We start from the raw sequence: 22148 nt of genomic DNA on the forward strand, positions 1-22148 counted from the left end.
GAGTCCACTCGGACGCACCATATCTTTATGGTTATCCTCTATTCTTTTTTCACTTTTAACCCTCTTCATTTGTAATCTGGTTATTCTGTTTATTAGTTGTCACATTTGGTACTGATTGGCCCATACTTATTCTCATCCCCAACCGAAATACAACTATCCAATTCGATACTATTGCACAACAACTTACTGATTTTCCTAACTTGTATGTGAGTATTTTTTGTTCCTTTAACATAAATCTTTTCGAGAACTCTTTTTTTAATTCATTTCACAGAAATTAGTCTCTATAATACGCATTGTCATATGTTGAATGGTTTCAGCCAATTGATTTACCGAACTCAGAAAAGTTACAAATGATTAATCGTTCCAAGTCCACATGTCCATACATGCCTGGCTTCATGAAAAGCAACCATTTGACATTTTCTGCCACCCGTTTTCTGTTATGTTGCGCAACTAACAATGCCAAATGACACTGGCTTATAATGTCAATGGTTGGTGATTCACTCTTTTTAATTCATAAAAACCAGTAGATAGATTGTCATGAAAAAAACCAAAATTGTTTGTACTATCGGACCAAAAACTGAATCCGAGGAAAAACTAACCGAACTGCTTAACTCAGGCATGAATGTTATGCGCCTGAATTTTTCTCACGGTGACTACGAAGAACATGGTCAACGTATTAAAAATCTTCGTGCAGTTACTGCAAAAACCGGCAAAAAAGCAGCTATCTTACTGGACACCAAAGGCCCTGAAATCCGAACCATGAAGTTGGAAGGTGGTAATGATGTTTCTCTAACGTCTGGTCAGACTTTCACTTTCACAACAGATCAATCCGTCATCGGTAATAAAGAATGTGTTGCCGTAACCTATCCAGGTTTACCAGCGGATTTATCTGTGGGTAATACAGTATTGGTTGACGATGGCCTGATTGCTATGGCAGTAAAAAGTATCACCGAAACTGAGGTCATTTGTGAAGTGTTGAATAACGGTGACTTAGGTGAAAACAAAGGCGTCAATCTGCCAAATGTTTCTATCAACCTGCCTGCACTGGCAGGAAAAGACAAGCAAGACCTTATCTTTGGTTGTGAGCAAGGTGTTGATTTTATCGCAGCATCTTTCATTCGTAAGCGTTCTGATGTTCTGGAAATCCGCGAACATTTAAAAGCCCACGGTGGCGAACACATCCAAATCATTTCCAAAATTGAAAATCAGGAAGGTCTGAATAATTTTGATGAAATTCTGGAAGCTTCAGACGGCATCATGGTTGCCCGTGGTGATTTGGGTGTTGAGATCCCTGTAGAAGAAGTGATTTTTGCGCAGAAAATGATGATAGAAAAATGTAATTCTGCACGCAAAGTTGTCATCACTGCGACTCAAATGCTGGATTCCATGATCAAAAATCCACGCCCTACCCGTGCTGAAGCAGGCGACGTTGCCAATGCAATCTTGGATGGTACTGACGCAGTGATGCTTTCCGGCGAAAGTGCTAAAGGGAAATACCCTGTTGAAGCCGTCTCCATTATGGCAACCATCTGTGAACGTACAGATCGTGTCATGGGGAGCCGAATCGAAAATACCAAAACTCAGAAGTTGCGTGTTACCGAAGCGGTTTGCCGTGGAGCGGTAGAAATTGCCGAAAAATTGGAATCACCTCTGATTGTTGTGGCGACTTATGGTGGTAAGTCTGCAAGATCTATTCGTAAATACTTCCCTCATGCTCCTATTCTTGCACTGACTACCAATGAAATTACTGCTCGTCAGTTGTTACTAGTTAAAGGTGTTTCTACGCAAGTTGTCAAAGAAATTGCTTCTACTGATGATTTCTACCGTATTGGTAAAGAAGCGGCATTAGCCAGCGGTATGGCAAGCAAAGGAGATATAGTTGTGTTGGTATCCGGTGCATTAGTACCAAGCGGTACAACAAATACTTCTTCTGTTCATGTACTGTAATTATTTTTGAAAACAAGACAAGCTGCCCAATTAATGAGCAGCTTGTCAAGCAAAAATAACTCCTGCCTTTTAGCCACACCTCAATAATAAACAAACGTTCACACTGAAATAATTCAAAACATTGAGCATAAAAAATACTCCGTTTATTTTAAAACCATTTATACTAATACTGATCTCATTTACTAGATTTGCAGATATTGGTCGCTAATTTTTTGACAAAATAGGCAAAATGGATCTTTTTTATTTATTACAGCCAAGCAGTAAAAACTGGAAGATACATCACGTAATGTTTAAGATTTTTCTGATTTAATTATTCATCGCACTACTGTTTTATTGCGATTATCTAAAAATTATTAACTTTTTTTAGAATAAAAAACAGTATAATTGGTTTCTTTAGACAAAAATTTATTCTCTTTCCAAAAAAGTTTGTGTAATAATTAGATAGCTACTTGGAGATTAACTTAATCTAGAGGGTATTGTGATGAATCGTACTAAAGTTGTACTTGGCACAGTAATTCTTGCTTCTATTATGTTAGCGGGTTGTACAAACCCACCTAAAGTTGATCAGCTTTCCTCTCAGGTTCAAACTCTGGGTTCAAAAGTTGACCAACTGAGCAATGAAGTTAGCTCAATGCGTTCTGATGTACAAACAGCGAGAGACGAAGCCTCTCGTGCGAATCAACGTCTTGATAATCAAGTTCGTTCCTATAAAAAATAAACTTGTAGCATATTCAAGAATGGCGTACTTGGTAAGTACGCCATTTTTTATGTTCCCTATTCACTGTTTCGGTTAGGATTTAGTTTGATAAATTGGAGCAGGCTGGCTCAACGGTGGTAATTTAACGGGCTGAATATTGAGAGTAGCTTCTTCACGTTCTTCCATCAAACTTGGGAGTTCTCTTTCCTCCTTACCGGATGAAATAGTTCCCTTGTTGACTACCACAGGCAGTCCAGAACGACGAATTATCGCCTGATCCACCAAGACAGCATTCGTATTACTGTTTTCAATAAACTTTAATAACCCTTCTGTACGCTTAATCGGTATTGTTTGAGGATCATCAGCATCTGTCTTTGAAAGTGGTTGATGAACCTCAACATAGCGTTTGCCATCTGGTTCTACCGCATATTTGATTGGTTCATTAATAATCTGAACACGGGTTCCCTTCGGAACATTATAAAATAGTGCCTCAATATCATCAGGACGCAAACGGATACACCCCGAACTGACTCGCATACCAATACCAAAATTCGCATTAGTACCATGTATCAGATATTCTCCACGCCCTGCTGCCAAACGCAGAGCAAAATCACCCATCGGGTTGTCCGGGCCTGCAGGTATTACCGCCGGCAAGATAATACCGCGACTTGCATAATCTTTACGGATATTAGCAGTAGGTGTCCATGTCGGATGTTTAATTAACTGGCTAACCGATGTCGTCATTGTTGGTGTATTGCGCCCAAGCTGCCCAATTCCAATTGGGTAAACAATGACATGATCCTTTCCTTTTGGAAAATAATAAAGTCTCAGTTCAGCAAGATTAATGACAATCCCCTGACGAGGGACATTGGGAAGTAACATCTGTGACGGAATAATGAGTTTTGTACCAGGTTTGGGGAGATAAGGATCAACACCAGGATTGGCTTCCAGCATAGCCAGCAAACCTATTTGGTATTTGGCGGCAATGGCTTCCAACGGGAGACCATCATCAGGTACGACATAGATGGAGTTCTCACCAATCAGGCGACTGTTAGCCGGTGGCAATGGATATTCCACTGCATAAGCTAGATTAGCTGCCCCACAGAACGACAACATGCCGATCAAGAAAGTACTGATAAAAGTCAAAAATCGCTTCATACACACTTCCTCAATGTTATTTGAATGCCAGTGGTTAATTAATAGCCTATCCTGGGAGACTATTCTATTCCCTTTGCCACAATCAAAGCCAAAGCTAAATTTGAACAGTATTCAGACTACAACGCATCTTACAACTGATGGCAACGTAATTACACCAGACTAACATATCAATAGTCAAAACCTGCCGTAAAACAAGCTATGTTTTATTTTCAGCTATATTCAGAATGAATTGGCTGAAATCAACCAAATATTCAGATAAACCCCAAAAGTTCCTGCCAACAAATATCAACAGGAACTTAAATTAATCAACTTACGTTATAATATATTGAATATTAAGATAAAATAGCCGTAGTCAGGCGGGATGTACAACATAATTGCTGTTGTCCATTATAGATATCAATTTGCCAGACCTGATGAGTACGCCCAAGATGGATTGGTTTGCAGATCCCTTTAACTATGCCCTTACGCACCGCTTTTATATGGTTAGCATTAATTTCTATCCCCACAACCTTTTGTTCACCTTCAGAGCAAAGATAACCTGCAAGGGAGCCAAGTGTCTCAGCTAACACCACTGATGCTCCACCATGCAAGATGCCAAATGGTTGTTTAGTTCGTTGGTCAACAGGCATTGTTCCTTCAATAAAATCATCTCCAAGCTGAGTAATTTCTATTCCAAGATGATCCAAAATACAATCAATACCCAATTGATTTAACATGTTTACATCTGGATGACGTTTCCAAATCACTGCATTATCTCCAATAAAGCTTGTAATGGGTGTTTAAGTCCTTTTCCTTCTACGCGTTTCACCTGACTACGACATGAATATCCAGTACTGAGGCAATGTTCCAAAGCTAAATTATTCAGTACAGGCGCCCATGAAAGTCTGTAAATGCCAATCGAATTATCAAGGTTCTTTTTCTCATGACCATATGTGCCTGCCATACCACAACATCCCACATTGATGTTGTTTAATTTACAGCCAAAATGGTGGAAAATATCAATCCATTGTTTACCACTATTAGGTAACGCTGTCACTTCTGTACAATGCCCCAATAAATACCAATCATGACTGGATGTTACCTTGTCACGTTTTCCTTTTAAGGCAATTTCCGGCAACACGTTCACCAGCCATTCATGAACCAATTGAACGTTAAAATTCCCCCGCCGTTCACCCAGAATATCTTTGTATTCATCCCGGTAACACAGAACCAACGCAGGATCAACACCAACCATAGGAATATCCAGTTGTGCGACCCGTTTCAGAAAATCAGCCGTTTTCCCGGCAGTTTTGGCAAATTTATTTAAAAATCCTTTAACATGTTGTGCTTTTCCATTCGGAGAAAATGGTAACAACACTGGCTGATATCCCAACTTCTCGATCAGTCGTACAAAATCAGTGACAACTTTTGCATCGTGATAACTGGTGAAAGGATCCTGGACGATAAGTACATGCTGCTTACGTTGGGTTGTAGATAACATTTCGAGCTGTTCTAATGTTGTCCGGGTTGCATAATGACTGGCGAGTTGCTGCTGTAATGTTGGATAGGAAAGCTGTGGCAAATCAACCATACCAATAGTATGTTGACTGAGTTTTTGTACCCATGGCTGCCGCAAGAAGAAGTTAAAGACCCTAGGAGCCTTTGCCATTAACGGGGTACTGCTTTCTACATTGGCAACAATATGATCACGCAACGGACGTAAATAACGGCTGTGATACAGAGCCAAAAACCGGGAACGAAATGATGGTACATCAATCTTAATCGGACATTGTGTCGAACAGGCTTTACATGCCAGACACCCCGACATCGCCTCTTTGACTTCATGGGAAAAATCATACTCTCCCCACCATGCTTTCCAGCTATGACGCGTTTTCTCAATCAATCCACGTAAGCTTACTCCATGTGAACCGGATCGGGCCTGATCAAATCCTTGTTCTAATAACTTAGGTTCAACGCCTTGCTCCGTCAGAAGCCGCAACCACTCCCTGACAAGGGTTGCTCTACCTTTAGGTGAGTGAATGCGATGCTGGCTGATTTTCATTGAAGGGCACATTGGGCTTTTTACGTCAAAGTTGAAGCACAGGCCATTACCATTACATTCCATTGCTCCACGGAATGTGTTTCTGACATTAACCGGAATAATTCTGTCATAAGTGCCACGCTTAGTGGCATCGACCTGCATCATCGGGGCATCTATTCCCATTGGCGGGCAGATTTTTCCCGGATTCAACCTGTTGTGTGGATCAAATGCCGCTTTAACCCGACGTAATTCATCGTACAAGGCTTCACCAAAAAAAGCCTGACTATACTCTGCCCGAAAACCTTTGCCATGCTCTCCCCATAACAACCCGCCATATTTAGCCGTCAAGCGAACTATCTCATCGGAAATCTGCTTCATAAGAATTTCCTGCTGAGGATCGCACATATCTAATGCCGGCCGAACATGTAAAACGCCCGCATCCACATGACCAAACATGCCATAATCAAGCTGATGGCTATCAAGAAGCTGACGAAATTCGACAATATAATCAGCAAGATGTTCAGGTGGTACACAAGTATCTTCAACAAACGGAATAGGTTTAGCTGCACCTTTACTGTTACCTAACAATCCAACAGATTTTTTCCGCATGGCATAAATGCGTTCAATATCATCCAAATGGTGGCAAGTCTGATAACCGATAACACCTGCCTGATTGTTTGCCATTAATTCATCAAGGCGCAAGCAGAGAGCGTTAACCTGCTGATCAATTTGCTGTTCCTCATCTCCGCTGAATTCAACAATATTTAAGCCTTGCATATCTCTGTCTGGAACATCAGCAATCAATTCTTTCACTGAATGCCAAATAATATCTTCACGTGCGAGGTTGAGAACTTTTGAGTCCACTGTTTCAACAGAAAGCGCTTTGGCTTCAACCATAAACGGAGCATTGCGCAGGGCTGAATCGAAAGAATCATATTTTACATTCACGAGCCGCCTGACTTTCGGCAATGGTGTAATATCCAATGTTGCTTCGGTAATAAAGGCCAGAGTACCTTCAGATCCCGTTAATATGCGTGTCAAGTCAAATGACTGCATATCATCACTATAAACATGACGCAAATCATAACCTGTCAAAAATCGATTGAGTTTTGGGAACTTTTCAACAATTAATTCCCGTTGCTCACGACAGCGTTCAAGTACCGTTTTATAGACATGGCCGATAACCGATTTCTCTTCCGCAATCGATTCTGCCAGTGTTGTACTCATAGGGCGGGTATCAAGCATTTCTCCCCCCAGTAAAACAGCACGGACACCAAGTACATGATCTGACGTTTTACCATATACTAACGATCCCTGACCGGATGCGTCGGTATTGATCATGCCGCCTAATGTGGCGCGGTTACTGGTTGATAATTCAGGAGAGAAAAAATAACCGAAAGGTTTTAGGTATTGGTTGAGTTGATCCTTAATAACACCTGCTTCAACTTTAACCCAGCCTTGTTCTGGATTAATTTCCAGAATCCTTTTCATATACCGGGACATATCTACAACAATACCATTGTTGAGGGCCTGGCCATTCGTACCAGTTCCCCCACCTCGGGGGGTGAATGTCAGAGAATGGAAGCGTTCTTCTCCTGCAATCCTTGCCAACAATGCAACATCGGCACTGGAACGCGGAAAGATAACCGCTTGTGGTAACAACTGATAAATACTATTATCTGTCGCCATAGTCAGTCTATCTGCGTAATTGCTGGCAGTATCACCTGTAAAACCAGTATCCTTCAATACAGTCAAATATTCCTTTACCAGTTCACTGACTTGGGGGGCTTGTGGTATACGTGGGATCATTGGCTCATTGCCCCTTTTTCTAATAAGTGTCCACATTGCTTTATTTATATACTACCTTAACAATCAATTCAGACTGGGATCTGAATAGATAGTTTTTCAACGATATCACAATATTTAACAATTTTGAGCAATCTGTGAAATAACGTTATATTTATTTACCATTGTTGATTCTGACAATATTATCAATTGCCGAGAGAAATCATTTCATGGAAAAATCGCAACCACGTCACGATTTACCCAAACTGCTATTTGTACTGTTCTTCATTTTACTACTCATTACGACCAGCTTTTGGGTTTTGAGTCCATTTATTTTAGGATTCATCTGGTCAGGAATGGTGGTTATCGCAACTTGGCCACTAATGGAAAAAATACAACAACATTTATGGGGAAAGCGCTGGATCGCGGTTTCCGTCATGACATTAATATTGATTTTATTATTTGTTATTCCTATTGCCTTACTGGTTGGCAGCTTGCTGGAAAACAGCGCACCACTAATTACATGGGCAAAATCTCCAGCCAATATACACCTGCCTCAATTGGAATGGCTCAATAAAATCCCAGTCATTGGCAATGACTTATATATTAAATGGCAAGACACTCTTGCTGAAGGCAGTAACATGCTTCTGGCCAAAATTCCGCCTTACATTGGTAAAGCAGCAACATGGTTTTTTGCTCAAGCCGCCAATGCAGGCCGTTTTCTGTTCCACCTAGCACTGATGGTACTGTTCAGTGTCCTGCTTTATTGGAAAGGTGAACACGTTATGCTAGGCATTCGCCATTTCGCTATCCGGCTGGCAGGTAAACGTGGTGATGCTGTCGTGCTACTGGCTGCTCGTTCCATTCGTGCTGTTGCTTTAGGTGTGGTCGTTACAGCACTCGTACAAGCTATCGCTGGTGGAATTGGGTTAGCAATCGCAGGTATTCCTTATGCCATGATCCTAACAGTCATAATGTTTGTACTCTGTGTTGCTCAATTAGGCCCTTTACTCGTCCTTATCCCATCCATTGTTTGGCTTTATTGGACAGGAGAAACAACCTGGGGAACTATTTTAGTTGTCTGGAGTTTAATTCTGGTCACAATGGATGGGGTTCTTCGTCCTTTCCTTATTCGACTTGGTGCCGATTTACCTATGGTTTTAATTCTCACTGGTGTTATCGGAGGTATACTTTCACTGGGTGTGATTGGATTATTTATCGGCCCGGTGGTATTAGCTGTTTCTTATAGCTTGTTGCTGGCCTGGATGGATGAAGTTCCTGAACCTGAAAATAAAATAGAACATATAGAACAATATTTCAAAAAAGACCATATACAATAATAAATGATAGCGCGGAATATGATTTTTCCGCGCAATTATCAATTAATGTAAATAGATAATCTCGGTTCTATAGAAAATAAAAATTCATCCCACCAGTAAATAAATCCTTCAAAAATTTGTTACAAAAAAGTTATTTTTTAATTTTGTTTTTTTAATTCTGATTTATTAAGAGAATTCTTAATGAATAAACTCACTTATTAAATTAGTATTCTTTTCATCGAAACAATGTTTCCCATGAATTGCTGTCTTAGTTTGTAAACGCCACAAACTGGGATAAGTGAAGTAATATATATTGCTGTGTGTAGTCTTTGCCTGTCAGCCCATGATAGGCTTTTTTTTTGGGTTTAGGAAAAATTTTCATTGGTTCTATATAATATATCGCCAATGTTAAAAAAGATTATGTTATAAAAAACAAAAAGCCTGAAAATATTTTTAACAGGCTTTTTAGTTCATGTCTGAATAAGTTGTTACTAATTATTTCCCGCTAGAGAAATCCAGGTTCTAACAACGGTATCAGGATTCAATGATAAACTGTCAATCCCTTCTTTCATTAGCCACTCAGCGAAATCTTCGTGATCAGAAGGCCCCTGACCACAAATACCGACATATTTTCCTTGTCGCTTAGCTGCCCGAATTGCCATAGAAAGTAATTGTTTCACTGCATCATTACGCTCATCAAATAATTCAGATACAACCCCCGAATCACGATCCAATCCTAATGCTAATTGAGTCATATCATTTGAACCGATAGAAAAACCATCAAAATACTCAAGGAATTGTTCCGCTAATAATGCATTTGATGGAATTTCACACATCATGATGACTTTCAACCCATTCTCACCACGTTTCAACCCCTGTAATGCCAATTCTGAAATTACCGCTTCGGCCTGTGCTACTGTACGTACAAATGGGATCATCACTTCGACGTTAGTTAACCCCATAACATTACGCACTCGTTTGACCGCCTCACATTCCAAAGCAAAGCATTGACGGAAACTGTCAGAAACATAGCGACCAGCACCACGGAAACCAAGCATCGGGTTTTCTTCGTGTGGTTCGTATAAATCACCGCCAACTAAGTTCGCATATTCATTAGATTTGAAGTCAGATAAACGTACAATAACGCGCTTAGGCCAAAATGCGGCCGCCAACGTCGCAATACCTTCCGTCAGACGTCCGACATAAAACTCAACAGGATCATCATAACCTACCATTAATGATTTAATCTGTTCCTGTAGTTCGGGGGATTGTTCAGAAAACTCAATCAGGGCACGGGGATGAACACCAATCATGCGGTTTATAATGAATTCTAAACGTGCCAGACCTACACCTTCATTCGGCAGGCAGGCAAAGTCAAACGCCCGATCCGGATTGCCCACATTCATCATGATCTTAACATCCAACTTTGGCAGTTCATCAACCTGAGAACTTTGGATGCTGAAATCCAGTTGATTCTGATAAACGAAACCAGTATCCCCTTCAGAGCAAGAAACAGTCACTTGCTCACCCTCTTTTAAGCGTTCTGTCGCGTCACCACAACCTACTACCGCAGGAATACCCAATTCACGAGCAATAATAGCAGCATGACAAGTACGGCCGCCACGATTGGTAACAATCGCCGCCGCTTTTTTCATGATAGGTTCCCAATCTGGATCGGTCATGTCTGTTACCAACACATCCCCTACTTGGATACGATCCATTTCGCTGAGATTGTGGATAACTTTAACCGTACCAACACCGATTTTGTGCCCGATCGCACGGCCTTCCACCAGCACACGACCCTGTTCATTCAGTTGATAACGCTCCATCACCTGCTGATTTGAGCGGACTGTCTCAGGGCGTGCTTGTACAATATATAGCTTGCCATTGTGCCCGTCTTTCGCCCACTCAATATCCATTGGACGGCCATAATGTTTTTCAATCAGTAATGCTTGTCCTGCCAGTGCTTCAACTTCACTGTCAGTAAGAGAGAAACGATTGCGTAACGCCTCAGAGACATCTTCTGTACGTACCTGCTGACCATGCTCCTTACTGTCTGCATAGACCATACGTATTTTTTTGGAGCCCAAATTACGACGGACAATCGCAGGGCGATTATTTTTTAATGTAGGTTTATGGACATAAAACTCATCAGGATTTACTGCTCCCTGTACAACCATTTCACCCAAACCATAGGCAGATGTAATAAACACGACTTGATCAAAACCAGACTCCGTATCAATCGTAAACATCACACCCGATGATGCCAGATCTGAACGCACCATACGCTGTACTCCGGCTGATAATGCAACACCACGGTGGTCATAGCCCTGATGGACACGGTAGGAGATAGCACGATCGTTGAAGAGAGATGCAAAGACATGTTTAATAGCAATCATCACAGCATCAATGCCCTGCACATTTAAAAAAGTCTCTTGCTGTCCGGCAAAAGAAGCATCCGGCATATCTTCAGCCGTCGCAGAGGAGCGGACAGCGAAAGAAGCATCCGGCTCACCTTCAGACAATTGCAAATAAGCATCGCGGATATCTTTTTCCAGTTGTGCCGTAAATGGTGTATCAATCACCCACTGGCGGATCTGTACGCCAGCCTTAGCTAATTGATTAACATCATCAACATTAACTTCATCCAGTAATTGATAAATACGCTGGTTAACACCGCTTTGTTCCAGAAAATCATTAAATGCCTGTGCAGTTGTAGCGAAACCATTGGGGACAGATACACCAAGGTCAGCCAGATTAGTGATCATTTCGCCAAGAGAGGCGTTTTTACCACCGACCCGACTAACATCATTCATGCCTAATTGGTTATACCAAAGCACATTACATGGGGTAAGGCCATTATTGGACATTGAAACTATCCTTTTTACATTCGGAGGTACAACTCGGAAAATTAAAGCTGTTTTTACAGCAGGAAATAGCCTAGCACAATGTCTCGCTACATATAGAAAGGTGAATCGATCAACCCAGCAATATTATTTTTTTACACGTATAATCTGGAACGTTATCTATGGCTGTAATTTGTAATAAAAACGATTCAGCTAATATTTTGCTAACTCCCTATAAACTCAACAATAAAAGAAAAGCACAATGATAGAGATCCTACTCCCTCAGACTCAGGACAATGAAATTCTGGAACGCAGTGTATTTTTCATTTCCGATGGTACAGCAATTACGGCAGAAGTTTTGGGTCATGCTGTATTGTCTCAATTCCCGATTAATATCACGTCTTATACCTTACCCTTTGTCACCAACAAAATGAGAGCAGAAGAAATTAGGAACCAGATAAATACCCTCTATCAGGCAACACAAATCAGGCCACTCGTTTTTTATTCCATCATTTCCAATGAAGTTAAAAATATTATCACCAGCAGTAAAGGTTTTTGCCTGGATATTGTCCAGACTCTCGTTGCACCATTGCAGCAAGAAATCGGGCTGGAACCTAAACCTGAATTACACCGTACCCACGGTTTATCTGAAAAAAATCTGAGTCAATATGATGCCCGCATCGCAGCCATTGATTACACCCTCGCACATGACGATGGTGTTTCATTACGCAATCTCGATCAGGCTCAGGTAATTATTCTGGGTGTTTCCCGCTGTGGGAAAACCCCCACCAGCCTCTATCTTGCCATGCAATTCGGCATTCAAGCCGCAAACTATCCTTTCACTGCGGATGATATGGATAATCTGCAATTGCCTGCTGATCTAAAACCTTTCCAGCAGAAACTCTTCGGATTGACAATAAGCCCGGAAAGACTGGCCGCTATCCGGGAAGAACGGAGAGAAAATAGTCGTTATGCTTCATTACGACAATGCCGGATCGAAATTACTGAGGTTGAAGCCCTATTTCGCAAAAACAAAATTAATTACTTAAATACCACCAATTATTCTGTCGAGGAGATTTCAACCAAAATTATTGACAGTATGGGATTGAAACGGCGCATGTTCTGATCCCGGAAATACCAGCACCTCTCAGAATACCGTTACAATCTTATGCTTGCGATTTCTTATTTAATTGTAATTATTGTCTGTTGAATTTGCCGGAGGTTGAGTTATTGTAATTTCAATTACGCCAGACTGTATTCCAAGATGAAGTAGAATTTGAGAAAGTATATGCACAAAACAGATGAATTAAGAACCCACCCAATTGACAGATTAATAACACCTAAAACACTTTCTGAGCAATATCCCATATCAGAAAAAACATTGCAAAATGTGACAGTATCACGCAGACGTATTGAAGCTATTCTTACAGGCAACGACCAACGTTTGCTGGTTATCATTGGGCCTTGCTCTATACATGATGTTGATGCCGCCCTTGATTATGCCTCACGTTTGCACGTATTGCGTAAAAAATATCAGCACAGTCTGGAAATCGTAATGCGAACCTACTTCGAAAAACCTCGTACTGTTGTTGGCTGGAAGGGATTGATTTCAGACCCTATGTTGGATGGTTCTTGTCATGTCAATAAAGGAATTTCACTCGCCCGTAAATTATTAATTGATATTAATGAGTTGGGAATGCCCACCGCCACAGAATTTCTGGACATGGTCATCGGGCAATATATTGCAGATTTAATTAGCTGGGGAGCAATCGGTGCAAGAACAACAGAAAGCCAAATCCACCGGGAAATGGCCTCTGCACTGTCATGTCCGGTCGGATTTAAAAATGGTACTGACGGTAATATTCATATTGCTATTGATGCGATACGTGCATCACGTGCCGGACATATGTTCTTGTCACCAGATAAAGATGGACAGATGACCATCTATCAGACCAGTGGAAATCCTTATGGGCATATCATTATGCGCGGTGGGAAAAAACCGAATTACAGTGCTGAAGATATTACAGCAGTTTGTCAGAAATTACGCGAATTCAACCTACCAGAACGCTTGATCGTAGATTGCAGTCATGGAAACTGTCAGAAAGTTCACCGCCGACAACTGGATATAGCCAGAAATATCAGCCAACAGATCCAGTCTGGTTCAACGGCTATTGCGGGTGTCATGGCAGAAAGTTTCTTAGTGGAAGGTTCTCAAAAAATCATGCAGGGAGAGCCCCTGGCCTACGGACAATCTATTACTGACCCATGCCTTAGCTGGCAAGATACCGAACAATTCCTTAGTATTCTGGCCGAAGCAATTGAAAGTCGGTTCTGAATATCGTTTTTATTGGCTTCTGTTCACGTGGGAGTAGGAGCCAACCCCTCATCTGAAAAATCATACAAAACCCATCTATTGAGTCAGTTATACCCACACAAAAAAATAGCTTGAAGTTAACCAAGACAGAAACGATAATTATTCTCAATATTAGAATAATTATTGTTCATATTGGGTTATGAAAACATTAACTGATTGCCTGTGCTACTACATCAATCCTTTGCAACAACAGATCCTTCTTGCGTTACATCGTGATTCGACACAAACCGATAACTTTACTCTGACGTAATAACAATTCAGAGAATTCACCGTGATGCATCTCAATGGTTCTTAAAACAATATATGTATGTTTCAAAACCATTCGTATGCTTTAAAACACAGCAAAATTATGGAGATAACCTATATGACCCGAATTCAACCACCAAACCTGAAATTGTCTGCACTAAGTATTGTCATTCTGACAGGGTTGTCTTCTGCTCACGCAGCAACCATCCCAGATGAAAAAACAGCTTTAGCAGAGAATAATAAACATCATAAAGATACACTGACGGTTTATGCCACAGGGAATCAACGCGACAGTTTTGAAGCACCTATGATGGTAACAGTTGTTGAAGGTAACTCAGCCAGCAGTAAAGTTGCAGGTAATGCAAATGACTTGCTGAACAAGATCCCTGGGATTAACACTACGGATTACGGGCGCGCTAACGGGCAAGATATCAACCTTCGTGGTTACTCTCAAAAAGGCGTTTTAATGCTGGTTGATGGCGTTCGTCAAGGTACTGACACCGGGCATATTAATGGCATCTTCCTTGATCCCTCACTGATTAAACAAGTCGAAGTTGTCCGTGGCCCATCTGCCCTGCTCTATGGTAGTGGTGCATTAGGCGGGGTTATTGCCTACCAGACAGTTGATGCCGCAGATCTCTTACAGGCGGGGCAAAATACCGGTTTTCGTGTTTTTAGTCGTGCCGGAACCGGGGATCACAGTTGGGGATTCGGCGGAGCCGCATTTGGTAAAACCGATAATCTTGATGGTCTATTGAGTTTCAGTACCCGTGATGTTGGCAATATTCGTTATGGCGGCGGGGTAAAAGGCCAAAATGATGAGATTATCGGCAATGTACTGACTAAAGGGACATGGAAAATTGATGACAGCCAATCAATCGGTGGCGAACTTCGTTATTACCGTAATAAGGCTAATGAACCACTGAACCCACAATCTGTCAAAACAGCAGATAAAACAGCACAGACTGATCGCACCACAACACAACGTGACGCGCAACTGACTTATAAGTTAAATCCGGCAGAATATAACTGGTTAAATTTCAGAACAGATATTTACTATTCCAACATTAGCATTAATGCTAAAAGTAAAAAAAATGGTTTTGAAGGCCGTAAACAAGAAACTTACGGTATAAAACTGGAAAATCGTTCTCACTTGAGTGCCAACGCCTTCGCTGCACATCAATTTACTTATGGTAGCGAACTGTATAAACAGAAACAAAAACCAAGCAGCAATGGTATAAATGGATTCCCGCATGCAGACATCCGTTTTGCATCCGGTTGGATTCAAGATGAAATAACCATTCGTGACTTGCCAGTTTCATTTATCGTCGGTACACGTTACGACAATTACAAGGCATCAAATGATAAATATAAAGATATCAATGCCGACAAATGGTCATCAAAAGGTGCTATCAGTATCACCCCAACAGATTGGTCGATGCTGTTTGCTTCTTACTCTCAGGCATTCCGCTCGCCGACAATGGGGGAAATGTATAACGATTCCAAACATTTCTCTATGGATATAAAAACAAAAAAAGGCCTTATCACTTTCACCAATTACTGGAAGCCGAATCCTAACTTACGCCCTGAAAGCAATGAAACTCAGGAATATGGCTTCGGGCTCCGTTTCGATGATCTACTTACCAGCAATGATGGACTGAAATTTAAAGCCAGCTATTTTGATACTAAAGCAAAAGATTATATTTCTACCGATGTAACCCCTGATATGAGGTTCACAACATCGATCAATATCCCGAAAGCCAAAATCTGGGGTTGGGACGTTTCGATGACATATAACACTGATTGGTTCTCATGGGATCTGGCTTACAACCGTACTACAGGCAAAAATGAACAAACTGGCAAAACTATTGATGCCCTCAGCCCAGATACAGTCACCAGCACACTAGATATTCCTCTTTCCAGTAGCGGTTTTTCTATTGGTTGGATCGGTAAATTTACTCAACGTACCCAGTTCATAGGCGTTAACGGTGACAAAGATGAACGTGGAAAAAAAGTTACTCAATATGCAGGCTATGGCGTCAATGATTTCTACATCAGTTACCACGGTGAAGACCAGCTAAAAGGTGTAACGGCCTCTGTCGTACTCGGCAACGCTTTCGACAAGCAATATTATTCATCACTGGGTGCACCGCAGAGTGGCCGCAATGCCAAACTGTTTGTCAGCTACCAGTGGTAAAGACTATCGGTGGTAAAGACTACCGATGGTAAAGAATAGCAGCCCTAATTTTTAACCTTTAACGCAGTTTTTTTAAGGAGCTAGTATCTGTGAATCAGTCACTTTATGAACGTTACCTACAGGCAAAAGCGGATAATAAAGCTAAATATGCACGCGACTTAGCCGCTTATCTTAATGTCAGCGAAGGAGAATTACTGCACAGTCGTGTCGGTATCGACGCAAAACGTCTGAACGTTGATGCTCCTACCCTGCTGCAAGAATTAGCAACAGTCGGTGAAACCAAGGCCATTACCCGTAATGATTTTGCTGTCCACGAACAGGTTGGCCGTTACGAAAACACGAAGTTCAGCCAGCATGTTGGTCTGATCCTCAATCCGCGTGAACTGGATTTACGTATGTTCTTTGAACATTGGAGCTGTGTTTTCTCTCTAGTAGAACCTACGAAAAATGGTATACGTCACAGTATCCAATTCTTTGATCGCCAGGGTGATGCTCTGCACAAAGTGTATACAACAGAACATACTGATATGGCTGCATGGGAAGCCCTGATTGAGAAATATCAGACAGATGAAAACCCGGTGCTGGAAGTGAAACCTGAAGAAGCCCCTGAATATGCAGAAGTGACTGAAGAGCTGAAAACACAATTGGATGAAGAGTGGCGTGCAATGACCGACGTTCACCAGTTCTTCATCATGATGAAACGTCATAATCTGAATCGCCAGCAGATTTTCAATGCTGTCAAAGATGATTTGGCTTACCGTGTAGAGAATTCCGCCCTGACTCAGATCCTTGAAGTTGCACACAAAGATCAAAATGAAATTATGATCTTCGTTGGAAATCGCGGTTGTATCCAGATCTTTACGGGTACACTTGAGCGTCTGATGCCGTATCAGGAAGAAAACTCTTCCCAGAAGTGGGCTAATATTTTTAATCATAATTTCACATTGCACCTGATTGAAAGTGCTATTGCTGAAAGCTGGATCACACGCAAACCAACAACAGATGGTTTCGTTACCAGCCTTGAGTTGTTCGATGCGGACGGTAACCAAATCGCCCAACTGTATGGTCAGCGTACCGAAGGTACTCCTGAGCAGGCACAGTGGCGCGAACAAATTGCCGCACTACCTAAACTGCAACCAGAAAAGGAAACTTGTGTAGCATGAAAAAGTGGCTTCTAACATTTATGCTTGCCATCTCCTCCAGTGCGTTTTCTGCTGACTCTGCTGAACGTATTGTCACAATTGGCGGTGATGTGTCTGAAATTGTTTTTGCACTTGGCGAAGGACAGCATGTTGTTGCCAGGGATAGTACCAGTCAAAACCCTAAGGAAATACTCTCATTGCCAGATGTGGGGTATATGCGAATGCTGAATTCAGAAGGGATTTTGTCTATGCGCCCATCACTGGTGATCACTAGTGAATTAGCCCAACCTTCTCTGGCACTCAAGCAAATCGAAGATTCCGGTGTGAAAGTTATTAAAGTGACCAGCAAAGCCTCGTTAGAAGCCGTTCCTGAAAAAATCAAGACCGTCGCCAAGGCGGTCAACCAGGAAAAACGTGGTGAAAAGCTAATCACTCAATATCAACAACGATTGGCTGCAATCACCACGTCAAGCATTCCCACAAAAGTGATGTTTGTTATGAGTCACGGTGGGATTATGCCAATGGCCGCCGGCCAACAAACCGCTGCGGATAAGATTATTCATGCCATTGGTGCCCAAAATGCCATGCAGGGATTCAAAGGATACCGCCCTTTATCTCAGGAAGGTGTTATCGCCAGCCAGCCGGATTTGCTGTTAGTCAGCACCGAGGGACTGAAAACGCTAGGTGGTGTGGATAAACTGTGGCAACTTCCGGGCTTGAGCTTTACTCCGTCAGGAAAGAAAAAACAGGTGGTCGTTGTGGATGAAATGAGCTTGCTCGGATTCGGTATCCATACCCCGGAAGTGATGAAACAAGTCCGTGAAGCTGCGGAGAAAGTGCAATGAGTCGTACCCAATCCCCCAGTTTTGGTTTGATGTTACTGGGCATATTGCTATTTATTCTGGCAATCAGTTCAGCCAATATGGGGGCATTGCCTCTTTCTTTTAAAACTCTGTGGGAATCCTCTTTGGATGACCCACGGTGGCAAATCTGGTTAAATATCCGGCTACCACGCATTCTATTGGCGATTCTGATTGGCGGTGCGCTGGCTGTTTCCGGTGCCATAATGCAGGGATTATTTCGTAATCCTCTTGCTGATCCCGGATTATTGGGGATCAGCAGTGGTGCTGCACTGACTGTGGCAATCATGATTGTTGTGCCCACCTTTTTGCCTTTCTCTTTCTCAGACAACATGTTATCTGAAAATATTGCGTTGTATGGTCATGTTATTGCAGCTTTTGGTGGTAGTTTATTAATCTCATTACTGATCTTTTCATTAAATAAATATAGCCACGGTAATTTATCGAAATTGCTGCTTGCAGGTATCGCCATTAATGCACTGTGTATGTCATTTATCGGTGTATTGAGCTATATCAGTAATGACCAGCAATTACGTCAATTTACCATTTGGATGATGGGTTCACTGAGCCAGATTGAATGGCCAACATTGATTATTGCTGCTTCTATTATTATTCCTGTCAGCCTGTTAGCACTCAGTCAATCTCGAAAACTCAATCTACTGCAATTGGGCGATGAAGAAGCCCACTATTTAGGCATTAATGTCCAACAAACGAAATTTCAGTTACTTCTGCTTAGTGCATTGCTAATTGGCTGCGCGGTCGCATTGAGTGGTGTTATCAGCTTCATTGGTTTGGTTATCCCCCACCTTGCCAGATTGCGGTTTGGTGGCGATCATTCCTGGTTATTACCAATATCAGCACTGGGTGGTGCATGTCTTTTGTTAACTGCGGATACATTAGCCAGAACATTAGTTGCTCCCGCCGAAATGCCGGTTGGTCTTATTACCGGTTTAATTGGTGCCCCTTATTTCTTAGGGTTAATCCTTAAACCTTCAAAAGGCCGTTTGTAATGGAGCCGATAATGTCAAAAAGTTTACTTGAAGCCAAAAATCTGAACTACTTCATTGGGCAGCACCAAATCATCAAAGAGGTTTCGCTCTCTATCCATCAAGGAGAAGTGGTTGCAATTATTGGTCCCAATGGTGCAGGTAAATCGACGCTATTACGGCTGTTAACCGGTTATGTTTCACCAAACAGTGGCGAATGCCTGTTACAAGGAATCCCTCTGCTCCAATGGCCAACCCAAAAACTTGCGCGGATCCGTGCAGTAATGCGGCAATACAGTTCACTTTCTTTTCCTTTCAGCGTGGAAGAAATTATTGCAATGGGACGAGTCCCCCATGAAAACGCTCATAAACAAATTGCTATTGATGAAGCAATTGCATTAACAGAGTGTGAAGAACTGAGGCATCGGAATTATCAGCAACTCTCTGGCGGAGAACAGCAACGTGTTCAATTGGCAAGGACGCTGGCTCAACTCTGGCATCCAGAGCCAACAGAGTCCTGTCTGTTTTTGGATGAGCCAACCTCAGCATTGGATCTTTACCACCAACAGCATACATTGCGACTTGTTCATAACCTGACCCGTCAACACCCTCTTGCTGTCTGCTGCGTATTGCACGATCTAAATCTGGCTGCACTCTATGCGGATAAAATTATCCTATTACATCAAGGAAAGTTAGTTGCATCCGGCACACCACAGGATGTCCTGCGGAATGATATCCTTAAACAATGGTATCGGGCTGATTTAGGCGTAACCCGGCATCCTGAAACTTACCAGCCGCAAGTTTACCTCCGGCAATAATGGTATATCAGAATACCTCGGGAGCTGATTGATATGGCATATGCTAAATTACGTAATGAAATGCAGCTTGTGCATCATAAAGAAAAGATTGTTAATCGTGAGGTAAAATTCTCAGTCTTTTCTTTAATCATGTGATTTTTCATCCAAGCGCTTATCAATGATACGGATCGCAATTTCGCGCAATTTTTCTACACCAATAAACCCCACAGCGCCACCAAGCGCAGGTGACATGCTGCTGGGAATACCAACCAGTTCCAGCGCACTTGAGAATCCCCATGACAACGCCCCACATAAAAAAGGTTCAATCCAGCGTTTTTTTCGTTCTACACCGTCATAAAGCAGACGTCCATAACAGATCATAATAGCCAGCAAGGAACCAGATATCTGTGGCCAGGCATTTCTCAGGCTATCCATCAATTCAATCCATAAATCAGGGTGTTCTTTCATCATTAGTTCCATAATTGAATAATTGACGTCACAGATATAAAGCTATTTCTGGCGATTCAATCACAGTTCCAGTCTGATATTTCTCAAATCAGAATCGGTTAGACAGGGATTGATCCAGTACTGAGTGACGTTTTGTATATATCCATATTAACGTCAGCATAAGGCAACCACACTGTCATATACTTGTGCTCTGCTCAGTACTAAATCACACTGTCAAATGTTGCCCCAAATGTGCCACAGCTCATTAATTAGTTTCATCACATTCATTTTTTCTCTGGTTACCACAATGCTAATATCACGGCAGCGTTCTTCGGAATATTTTGATAGTACCTTGCCCCAACAGTACGCCTATAATAGTAAGAGTACTACCAATAAACTGAACTAAGTTGAACCTGTCCTCTACAATTATCTGTATCGTTAATGCAAAAATAGGTACAAAATTAAAAAATATTGCTGTCTTACCTGCCCCACGAGTAGCAATGCCTATATTCCAAAAAAGATAAGCAGAAAAAGAACCTGCAATACCCATATAAATACTCGCCAAATGACTCTCAAATGATGCTGATAATAATGCAGGCACAGGAGATTCAACAGAAATTGCAACTATTACCAATATAATCATGCCAAAAAACATTGTCCAACTGGTAGTTTCAAGTGGAGTTGCTTCTGTAACAAAAACACGAATTCCAACGGTATAAATTGCCCAACCGAGACTCCCTGCAAAAATAATCAATACCCCTTTTTCTATATGAACCGCGCCACCAAAAATCAACTGACCATTGGTAATTACCAATACCACTCCAAGTAAACTAATAATCATTCCAACCACACGTATTATTTCAGGGAAACGGCGGTTAATAATAGCTTCTAAAATATTGGCAGAAACTGGTGTCGTTGCCATTATTAATGCAGCAGTCACAGGATGTCCATGTTGGAGACCAACAAACAATGCTCCATTAAATCCCGCGATACCAATTCCTCCAAGAAAAATAAAAGCCAACCAGTTTTTCTTAAACGCCCTGCCATTAATTTTTCTTCTAAACATCATAAAAATGAAAATACCCAAAACAGCAAAAACAAAACGTTCACCAGAAGCTGTCCACGGAGGGAGATCTACAAGCACTATTTTAGTTACCGGAAAGTTTGAACCCCATAAAAATGTTGCAATTAACGTCAGAATAACCGCTAACTGTGGTGTTATCCGTATGTTCATGACTTAGCTCTCTTAATTTTTAGAAAAATAATTGGGTTGTTTTTATTGAAATTATTGTGGCATAGTTCAAAAATGAAATATTTAGTCATAAGT

16 protein-coding genes are annotated in these 22148 nt (G+C 41.6%); 10 read left to right on the forward strand and 6 right to left on the reverse strand.

Features of this window, described 5'->3' with window-relative positions:
• Window positions 1-537: 537 nt before the first annotated feature.
• Window positions 538-1947, forward strand: coding sequence for a pyruvate kinase PykF (gene pykF / locus AAC147_RS08465; protein ID WP_047680122.1), 1410 nt, complete (start codon window positions 538-540; stop codon window positions 1945-1947).
• 481 nt (window positions 1948-2428) lie between these two features.
• Window positions 2429-2665 carry a major outer membrane lipoprotein gene (locus tag AAC147_RS08470; RefSeq protein ID WP_047680124.1) on the forward strand — a complete coding sequence of 79 codons (237 nt, stop codon included), beginning with the start codon at window positions 2429-2431 and terminating at the stop codon, window positions 2663-2665.
• A 72-nt stretch (window positions 2666-2737) separates the two neighbouring features.
• On the opposite strand, the gene AAC147_RS08475 is transcribed toward AAC147_RS08470, so the two are convergent.
• The 3 genes from AAC147_RS08475 to ydiJ all read right to left on the reverse strand — a co-directional run bounded on the left by AAC147_RS08475 (window position 2738) and on the right by ydiJ (window position 7631).
• The gene (locus AAC147_RS08475; RefSeq protein WP_047680126.1) at window positions 2738-3802 is read right to left on the reverse strand and encodes a L,D-transpeptidase family protein; all 1065 of its coding nucleotides are present in this window, start codon (window positions 3800-3802) and stop codon (window positions 2738-2740) included.
• A gap of 332 nt (window positions 3803-4134) precedes the next feature.
• Window positions 4135-4548: a hotdog fold thioesterase gene (locus tag AAC147_RS08480; protein ID WP_047680128.1), complete on the reverse strand. Its 414-nt coding sequence runs from the start codon at window positions 4546-4548 to the stop codon at window positions 4135-4137.
• Window positions 4545-7631, reverse strand: a complete 3087-nt coding sequence (gene ydiJ, locus AAC147_RS08485; protein WP_047680131.1) for a D-2-hydroxyglutarate dehydrogenase YdiJ — start codon at window positions 7629-7631, stop codon at window positions 4545-4547. Before ydiJ ends, AAC147_RS08480 begins: the two co-directional genes overlap by 4 nt.
• 206 nt (window positions 7632-7837) lie before the next feature.
• Here ydiJ and ydiK point away from each other — a divergent pair, with 206 nt between their 5' ends.
• The gene (ydiK, locus tag AAC147_RS08490) at window positions 7838-8947 is read left to right on the forward strand and encodes an AI-2E family transporter YdiK (protein WP_047680135.1); all 1110 of its coding nucleotides are present in this window, start codon (window positions 7838-7840) and stop codon (window positions 8945-8947) included.
• A 470-nt stretch (window positions 8948-9417) separates the two neighbouring features.
• On the opposite strand, the gene ppsA is transcribed toward ydiK, so the two are convergent.
• Window positions 9418-11796, reverse strand: a complete 2379-nt coding sequence (ppsA, locus tag AAC147_RS08495; RefSeq protein WP_047680137.1) for a phosphoenolpyruvate synthase — start codon at window positions 11794-11796, stop codon at window positions 9418-9420.
• A gap of 238 nt (window positions 11797-12034) precedes the next feature.
• On the opposite strand from ppsA, the gene ppsR reads away from it, so the two are divergent.
• The 7 genes from ppsR (at window position 12035) to AAC147_RS08530 (ending at window position 20395) form a co-directional block, all read left to right on the forward strand.
• Window positions 12035-12898 carry a posphoenolpyruvate synthetase regulatory kinase/phosphorylase PpsR gene (gene ppsR / locus AAC147_RS08500; protein ID WP_047680139.1) on the forward strand — a complete coding sequence of 288 codons (864 nt, stop codon included), beginning with the start codon at window positions 12035-12037 and terminating at the stop codon, window positions 12896-12898.
• 162 nt (window positions 12899-13060) lie between these two features.
• Window positions 13061-14107, forward strand: a complete 1047-nt coding sequence (locus tag AAC147_RS08505) for a 3-deoxy-7-phosphoheptulonate synthase (RefSeq protein WP_047680141.1) — start codon at window positions 13061-13063, stop codon at window positions 14105-14107.
• Between the two features lie 403 nt (window positions 14108-14510).
• Window positions 14511-16589 carry a TonB-dependent hemoglobin/transferrin/lactoferrin family receptor gene (locus AAC147_RS08510; RefSeq protein WP_047680143.1) on the forward strand — a complete coding sequence of 693 codons (2079 nt, stop codon included), beginning with the start codon at window positions 14511-14513 and terminating at the stop codon, window positions 16587-16589.
• 89 nt (window positions 16590-16678) lie between these two features.
• Window positions 16679-17752 (forward strand): hemin-degrading factor, encoded by a 1074-nt coding sequence (locus AAC147_RS08515; RefSeq protein WP_047680145.1) that lies wholly within the window; start codon window positions 16679-16681, stop codon window positions 17750-17752.
• Window positions 17749-18576, forward strand: coding sequence for a heme/hemin ABC transporter substrate-binding protein (locus AAC147_RS08520; RefSeq protein ID WP_047680148.1), 828 nt, complete (start codon window positions 17749-17751; stop codon window positions 18574-18576). The genes AAC147_RS08515 and AAC147_RS08520 overlap by 4 nt, the downstream gene beginning before the upstream one ends.
• Window positions 18573-19601: a FecCD family ABC transporter permease gene (locus tag AAC147_RS08525; RefSeq protein WP_047680150.1), complete on the forward strand. Its 1029-nt coding sequence runs from the start codon at window positions 18573-18575 to the stop codon at window positions 19599-19601. The genes AAC147_RS08520 and AAC147_RS08525 overlap by 4 nt, the downstream gene beginning before the upstream one ends.
• 8 nt (window positions 19602-19609) lie before the next feature.
• Entirely contained in the window at window positions 19610-20395 is a 786-nt protein-coding gene (locus tag AAC147_RS08530) for a heme ABC transporter ATP-binding protein (RefSeq protein WP_369793136.1), read from the forward strand.
• Between the two features lie 123 nt (window positions 20396-20518).
• Here AAC147_RS08530 and AAC147_RS08535 read toward each other — a convergent pair whose 3' ends face one another.
• Both AAC147_RS08535 and AAC147_RS08540 read right to left on the reverse strand, forming a co-directional pair.
• Window positions 20519-20842: a phage holin, lambda family gene (locus AAC147_RS08535; RefSeq protein ID WP_047680155.1), complete on the reverse strand. Its 324-nt coding sequence runs from the start codon at window positions 20840-20842 to the stop codon at window positions 20519-20521.
• 295 nt (window positions 20843-21137) lie between these two features.
• A complete protein-coding gene (locus AAC147_RS08540; RefSeq protein ID WP_231571359.1) occupies window positions 21138-22055 on the reverse strand; it encodes a DMT family transporter in 918 nt (305 codons plus the stop codon).
• Between the last annotated feature and the right edge of the window lie 93 nt (window positions 22056-22148).

The organism is Xenorhabdus sp. NBAII XenSa04, from assembly GCF_963866145.1.
Classification (GTDB): domain Bacteria; phylum Pseudomonadota; class Gammaproteobacteria; order Enterobacterales; family Enterobacteriaceae; genus Xenorhabdus; species Xenorhabdus indica.